Origin of the sequence: Streptomyces durocortorensis (assembly GCF_016901035.1) — a bacterium.
In the GTDB taxonomy this organism is placed as follows: Bacteria; Actinomycetota; Actinomycetes; order Streptomycetales; family Streptomycetaceae; genus Streptomyces; species Streptomyces durocortorensis.
In genome coordinates this window covers 1-6,628 of sequence record NZ_JAFEUF010000181.1, presented here as the reverse complement: position 1 = coordinate 6,628, position 6,628 = coordinate 1, and the positions used below count along the sequence as shown (strand labels likewise).

The window sequence follows — 6,628 nt, the reverse complement described above, 5'->3', positions numbered from 1 at the left end:
CGCTCGGAGCGAGTCCCCGGCCGCCCCCGCGCGCCCCCCCCCCGCGCCCCGCCCGCCCCCCCCCCCCCGGGCGGCCCGCCCCCCCCCCGCCCCCCGGGCCCCCCCCCCCGTCCACGGCCGCACCGCATTCCGGACCGCCCATCCCCATATCCGGCGCGGTTACCGGAAGTTGATGGAAACGCACGGTCAACACCCTTGACGGCCACACCCGTTCCATGACCTGCTTCAACAGCGACACCGACCCCGCAGCGCAGCACACATATCCCACACATGTAACACTGCGTAACGTTTGCGCAATACACGAAAATCCCGGCACCCCACCCCCGCGCCGCCGGCCCGCCTCCCCTCACCACTCCCGCGCCCCGGCCCGCGCGACAGCACCAAGATCACCCCAAGCCCCTTAGCAGAGCTGCGCGTTCTCACTATGTGAGCCATGCGCAGTCCAGGCGAAACCCGCACATCCCCTCACAGGAACCTCAAGCCTTGCTCAAGGGCATAACAAGAGAGTCACATCCGCAGCCGACCCATCCCTATGGCCCCCGCCTGCGCTTAGAGTCACGGCCAGTCACCGCGCCGCCGGGCGCGTCTGCTGCACGGCCCTGCACCACCCCAGTACGGCCCGGCGATGACCACGGCACCTCACGCCCGAGGAGCGCCGCGCCAGGGAAAGGACCCTCTCGTGCGACACCGTTCTTTGCTCATACTCACCGCAGTGCTCACCACCGGAGCACTGACGCTCACCGCCTGCGGGTCGCGTGACGACAGCAGCGGCGGCGGCAGCGGCGACGGAGGCAACCAGACGGTCGTCATCGGCCTCGACGCCCCCCTGACCGGCGACCTGTCCGCCCTGGGCCTCGGCATCAAGAACTCCGCCGAGCTCGCCGTCAACACGGCGAACAAGGAAAAGACCGTCCCCGGCGTCACCTTCAAGCTCCAGGCCCTCGACGACCAGGCACAGCCCTCCGTCGGCCAGCAGAACGCCGTGAAGCTCATCGGCACCAAAGAAGTCCTCGGTGTCGTCGGCCCGCTGAACTCCGGCGTCGCCCAGTCGATGCAGAAGCCGCTCAACGACGCCAAGCTGACCCAGGTCTCCCCGGCCAACACCGGCACCGAGCTGACCCAGGGCAACGACTGGAAGAAGGGCGACAAGAAGCGCCCCTTCGCGTCCTACTTCCGCACCGCCACCACGGACCAGATCCAGGGCGCCTTCGCGGCGAAGTACCTCTTCGAGACCGCGAAGATCAAGGACGTCTACCTCATCGACGACCAGAAGCCCTACGGCGCCGGTCTCGCCGCCTCCTTCAAGGCGACGTTCACCGAGCTCGGCGGCAAGATCGTCGGCTCCGACCACGTGAACCCCGAGGACCGCGACTTCAACTCCGTCGCCACCAAGGTCAAGAGCTCCGGCGCCAAGGCCGTCTACTACGGCGGCGAGTACCCCGCAGGCGCCCCCCTGAGCCAGCAGATCAAGGACAGCGTCAAGATCCCGCTCATGGGCGGCGACGGCATGTACAGCGCCGACTTCATCTCCCTCAACAAGAAGGCCGAAGGCGACATCGCCACCTCCGTCGGCAAGCCCGTCGAGGAACTGGAGTCCGCCAAGAAGTTCATCGCGGACTACAAGACCGCCGGATACAAGGACGCCTACGAGGCCTACGGCGGCGGCACCTACGACGCCACCTGGTCCATCATCGAGGCCGTCAAGATCGTCGCCGCCGACAACGACGGCAAGATCCCCGCGGACGAAGGCCGCGCCAAGGTCCTCGAAGCCATGGACAAGGTCAAGTTCGACGGCGTCACCGGCCCCGTCTCCTTCGACGAGTTCGGCGACACCACCAACACCCTGATGACCGCCTACCAGGTCACCGGCGGCAAGTGGGTCTCCAAGATCAGCGGCACCGTCGAGTAGTCACCGGCAGGGCCACGGCCCCACCACCCTCATCACACAAAGCAACCAGACCGCGCGGGAGCGCTACGAGCCCTCCCGCGCGGTGCCATATCCGAACCACTCCACGGAGGCCCTGCGGTGAACGAACTGCCGCAACAGCTGGCCAACGGACTCATCCTCGGCGCGATGTACGGTCTCATCGCGATCGGTTACACGATGGTCTACGGAATCATCCAGCTCATCAACTTCGCGCACGGCGAGATCTTCATGATCGGGGGCTTCGGAGCCCTCACGGTCTACCTCGGGCTTCCGTCCGGATTCTCCCTCATAGCCGCGATACCCCTCATGATCGTCGGCGGCGTCATAGCCGCCGTCGCCATCAGCATGGCCGCCGAACGCTTCGCCTACCGGCCACTGCGCGGCGGACCACGCCTCGCACCACTCATCACCGCCATCGGGCTCTCCCTCGCCCTCCAGCAAGCGGTATGGATGTGGTACCCCAACGCCACCAAGGACCGCTCCTTCCCCCAGTTCGAAGGCGAAGCCTTCGACGTCCTCGGCGCCACCATCCAGCGCGGCGACATCTTCGTCCTCATCGTCGCCCCCCTGTGCATGCTCGCCCTCGGCCTCTTCGTCTCCAAGACCCGCGCCGGCCGCGGCATGCAGGCCACCTCGCAGGACCCCGACACCGCCAAGCTCATGGGCATCAACACCGACCGCATCATCGTCATGGCCTTCGCCATCGGTGCCGCGTTCGCCGCCGTCGCCGCCGTCGCCTACGGGCTCAAGAACGGCCAGATCGGCTTCCGCATGGGCTTCATCATGGGCCTCAAGGCCTTCACCGCAGCCGTCCTCGGCGGCATCGGCAACATCTACGGCGCCATGCTCGGCGGCATCGTCCTCGGCGTCGCCGAAGCCCTCGCCACCGGCTACATGAGCGAAGTCCCCGGCATGGAACTCTTCGGCGGCGGCGCCTGGAAGGACGTATGGGCCTTCGCGCTCCTCATCATCGTCCTCCTCGTACGCCCCCAGGGCCTGCTCGGCGAACGCGTCTCGGATCGGGCGTGATGACCATGACGATCAACACCACCGAGACCACCCCGGTCATCCCCCTCCCCACCACAGCCGCCCGCGCGGCCACCGTCACCGGTGCCGCACTCACGGTCGCCTCCACCTTCCTCGCCTGGACCTACACCGACGCCTTCCCCGGCGACCTCACCGTCTACGGATACCCCGGCGGCCTCCAGGTCCTCACCCTCATCAGCGCACTGCTGACCCTCCTCTTCGCCACCGCAGGCTACGGCGTACGAGGACTCGGCTGGCTCAACCCCGCCGGCGGCAACAACTCCACCTTCTTCGTCGCCCTCGGCACCTTCGCCACCACCTGGTTCACCACCATCGCCATCTCCGTGAAACTCGGCGGACTGGCCAACCTCGAACCCGGCGGCTTCGTCGCCATGGCGGCCTCACTCCTCACGGTGATCGCCGCCCTCGGCCTGCCGCTCGACCGGCACACCAAGGAATCCCAGCCCCAATTCAGCTGGCCCGCCTTCATCGGCCTCACGCTCATCACCGGGCTGATCACCTACCCGCTCTGGCGCTACATCCGCCTCGGCTCCAACCCCCGCGAGATCCGACGTGCCAAGGAACTCCCCAACTGGGCCGAGATCCTCATCATCGCCGGAGCCTTCGGCGTCGCCCTCTACGTCTTCACGTACGGCATCGACACCGAGTACGCCGAACTCTTCATCGGCTACATCATCAGCGTCGCGTTCGGCTTCACCGCGCTCACACGGGCCGGGCTCATCGCCCGCATCACCCGGCTGACCACCAAGCACCGCAACGTCACCCTGGCCGCCGCACTCGTCGCGGCGTTCTGCTTCCCCTTCACCCAGCAGAACGAGCAGTACGCCCTCATCGGCGCGAACATCCTCATCTTCGCGACCGTGGCACTCGGCCTCAACGTCGTCGTCGGCCTCGCCGGACTCCTCGACCTCGGATACGTCGCCTTCCTCGGCGTCGGCGCCTACGCCGCCGCCCTGGTCTCCGGCTCCCCGCTCTCCCCCGTCGGCGTCCAGTTCCCCTTCTGGGCCGCCGTCCTCACCGGCGCCGCCGCATCACTCGTCTTCGGCGTCGTCATCGGCGCCCCGACCCTGCGGCTCCGCGGCGACTACCTCGCCATCGTCACCCTCGGATTCGGAGAGATCTTCCGGCTCACCGTCAACGCCCTCAACGGCGTCAGCGGCCCCGACCTCACCAACGGCTCCCAGGGCATCCCCAGCATCCCCGACCTCAACCTCTTCGGCTTCGACTTCGGCGTCAGCCACGACATCGCCGGATTCACCCTCGGCAGGTCCGCCAACTACTACCTGCTGATGCTCGTCTTCACCGCCGTCGTCGTCCTGGTCTTCCGACGCTCCGGAGAATCCCGCATCGGCCGCGCCTGGGTCGCCATCCGCGAAGACGAAACAGCAGCCACCGCCATGGGCATCAACGCCTTCCGGCTCAAACTGCTCGCCTTCGCCCTCGGCGCCACCCTCGCCGGACTCGCCGGTACCGTCCAGGCCCACGTCTCCTACACCGTGACACCCGAGCAGTACCAGTTCGCCGGCTCCGTCCCCCCGAACTCCGCCTTCCTCCTCGCCGCCGTCATCCTCGGCGGCATGGGAACCCTCAGCGGACCCCTCGTCGGCGCGGCTCTGCTCTACCTCATCCCGGCCAAGCTCCAGTTCATGCAGGACTACCAGCTCTTCCTCTTCGGCATCGCGCTGATCCTGCTCATGCGCTTCCGCCCCGAAGGCCTCGTCGCCGACCGCAGGAAGCAACTCGAATTCCACGAGACAGGCCAACTCGACGTCCCAGCCGAGGACGCCCCACTCACCCAGACAACCGCCGGCACCACGAAGGCGGGGGCGTGATCACATGACCACCGAAACCACCACCCCGACCACCACCACGGTCCTCGACGCCAGCGGCGTCACCATGCGATTCGGCGGACTCACCGCCGTACGCGACGTCGACCTCACCGTCAACAGCGGCGAGATCGTCGGTCTCATCGGCCCCAACGGCGCCGGCAAGACCACCTTCTTCAACTGCCTCACCGGCCTCTACATCCCCACCGAGGGCAAGGTCAGCTACAAGGGCACCGTCCTGCCGCCCAAGCCCCACCTCGTCACCAAGGCCGGCATCGCCCGCACCTTCCAGAACATCCGGCTCTTCTCCAACATGACCGTCCTGGAGAACGTCCTCGTCGGACGCCACACCCGCACCAAGGAAGGCCTCTGGTCAGCCCTCCTGCGCCTCCCCGGCTTCCACAAGGCAGAAGACGCCAGCCGCGAACGCGCCATGGAACTCCTGGAGTTCATCGGCCTCCAGGACAAGGCCGACCACCTCGCGCGCAACCTCCCCTACGGAGACCAGCGCAAGCTGGAAATCGCCCGCGCCCTGGCCAGCGACCCCGGACTCCTCCTCCTGGACGAGCCCACCGCCGGCATGAACCCCCAGGAAACCCGCGTCACCGAAGAACTCATCTTCGCCATCCGGGACCAGGGCATCGCCGTCCTCGTCATCGAGCACGACATGCGGTTCATCTTCAACCTCTGCGACCGGGTCGCCTGCCTCGTCCAGGGCGAGAAGCTCGTCGAAGGCACCGCCAGCGAGGTCCAGGCCGACGAACGCGTCATCGCCGCCTACCTCGGCACCCCCTTCGAAGGCGCCCCCGGCGCCGAAGAAGTCGCCGAGGTCGAAGCCGCCGAAGCCCACGCCGGAACCACGGCCCCCGCCCAGGCAGCCCCCGCGAAGACGACCGACACCACGCCGGCCGGCACCACCACACCGGCCGACGACACCACGCCCGAAACCCCCAGCACCGATGAGGAGGGCACCCGATGACCGCACTGCTAGAGGTCGAAGACCTCCGGGTCGCCTACGGCAAGATCGAAGCGGTCAAGGGCATCTCCTTCACCGTCGACGCCGGCCAGGTCGTCACCCTCATCGGCACCAACGGCGCGGGCAAGACCACCACCCTGCGCACCCTCTCCGGACTGCTCAAGCCGCTCAGCGGCCGCATCCTCTTCGAGGGCAAGCCGCTGACCAGCATCCCCGCCCACAAGATCGTCTCCCTGGGCATCGCCCACTCCCCCGAGGGTCGCCACATCTTCCCCCGGCTGACGATCACCGAGAACCTCCTCCTCGGCGCCTACCTCCGCAACGACAAGGCAGGCATCGAGAAGGACGTCCAGCGCGCCTACGACCTCTTCCCCATCCTCGGGGAACGCCGAAAGCAAGCGGCGGGCACCCTCTCGGGCGGTGAGCAGCAGATGCTCGCCATGGGACGCGCCCTGATGTCCCAGCCCAAGCTGCTCATGCTCGACGAGCCCTCCATGGGACTCTCCCCGATCATGATGCAGAAGATCATGGAGACCATCGTCGAGCTCAAGGCGGCGGGCACCACGATCCTGCTCGTCGAGCAGAACGCCCAGGCCGCCCTGTCCCTCGCGGACCAGGGCCACGTCATGGAGGTCGGCAAGATCGTCCTCTCCGGCGCGGGCTCGGACCTCCTCCACGACGAGTCGGTCCGCAAGGCGTACCTCGGCGAGGACTGAGGCCGCTGCCGTACGGAAGAGGGCCCCCCCCCCCCCGCCGCCGCGGGGGGGGGGGGGGGGGCGGCCGCCGCCCCGATGTCCTTCCTGGACAACGCCGGTCAGGACTGCTGCGCCCGCACCCGGATCCTGGTCGAGC

The 6,628-nt window shown here is 67.9% G+C and carries 5 protein-coding genes; all 5 read left to right on the top strand.

The window, feature by feature from the left end; translation table 11 throughout:
• The first annotated feature begins 694 nt into the window (after nt 1–694).
• The 5 genes from JS521_RS26390 to JS521_RS26370 all read left to right on the top strand — a co-directional run bounded on the left by JS521_RS26390 (nt 695) and on the right by JS521_RS26370 (nt 6,492).
• On the top strand, nt 695–1,909 hold the full coding sequence (locus JS521_RS26390) for a branched-chain amino acid ABC transporter substrate-binding protein (RefSeq protein ID WP_205085477.1): 1,215 nt from the start codon (nt 695–697) through the stop codon (nt 1,907–1,909).
• Nucleotides 1,910–2,026: 117 nt separating this feature from the next.
• Nucleotides 2,027–2,956 carry a branched-chain amino acid ABC transporter permease gene (locus tag JS521_RS26385; RefSeq protein WP_205085472.1) on the top strand — a complete coding sequence of 310 codons (930 nt, stop codon included), beginning with the start codon at nt 2,027–2,029 and terminating at the stop codon, nt 2,954–2,956.
• Nucleotides 2,956–4,806: a branched-chain amino acid ABC transporter permease gene (locus JS521_RS26380; RefSeq protein ID WP_205085471.1), complete on the top strand. Its 1,851-nt coding sequence runs from the start codon at nt 2,956–2,958 to the stop codon at nt 4,804–4,806. The genes JS521_RS26385 and JS521_RS26380 overlap by 1 nt, the downstream gene beginning before the upstream one ends.
• A gap of 4 nt (nt 4,807–4,810) precedes the next feature.
• Nucleotides 4,811–5,779 (top strand): ABC transporter ATP-binding protein, encoded by a 969-nt coding sequence (locus JS521_RS26375; RefSeq protein WP_205085470.1) that lies wholly within the window; start codon nt 4,811–4,813, stop codon nt 5,777–5,779.
• On the top strand, nt 5,776–6,492 hold the full coding sequence (locus JS521_RS26370) for an ABC transporter ATP-binding protein (protein WP_205085469.1): 717 nt from the start codon (nt 5,776–5,778) through the stop codon (nt 6,490–6,492). The genes JS521_RS26375 and JS521_RS26370 overlap by 4 nt, the downstream gene beginning before the upstream one ends.
• Nucleotides 6,493–6,628 lie beyond the last annotated feature (136 nt).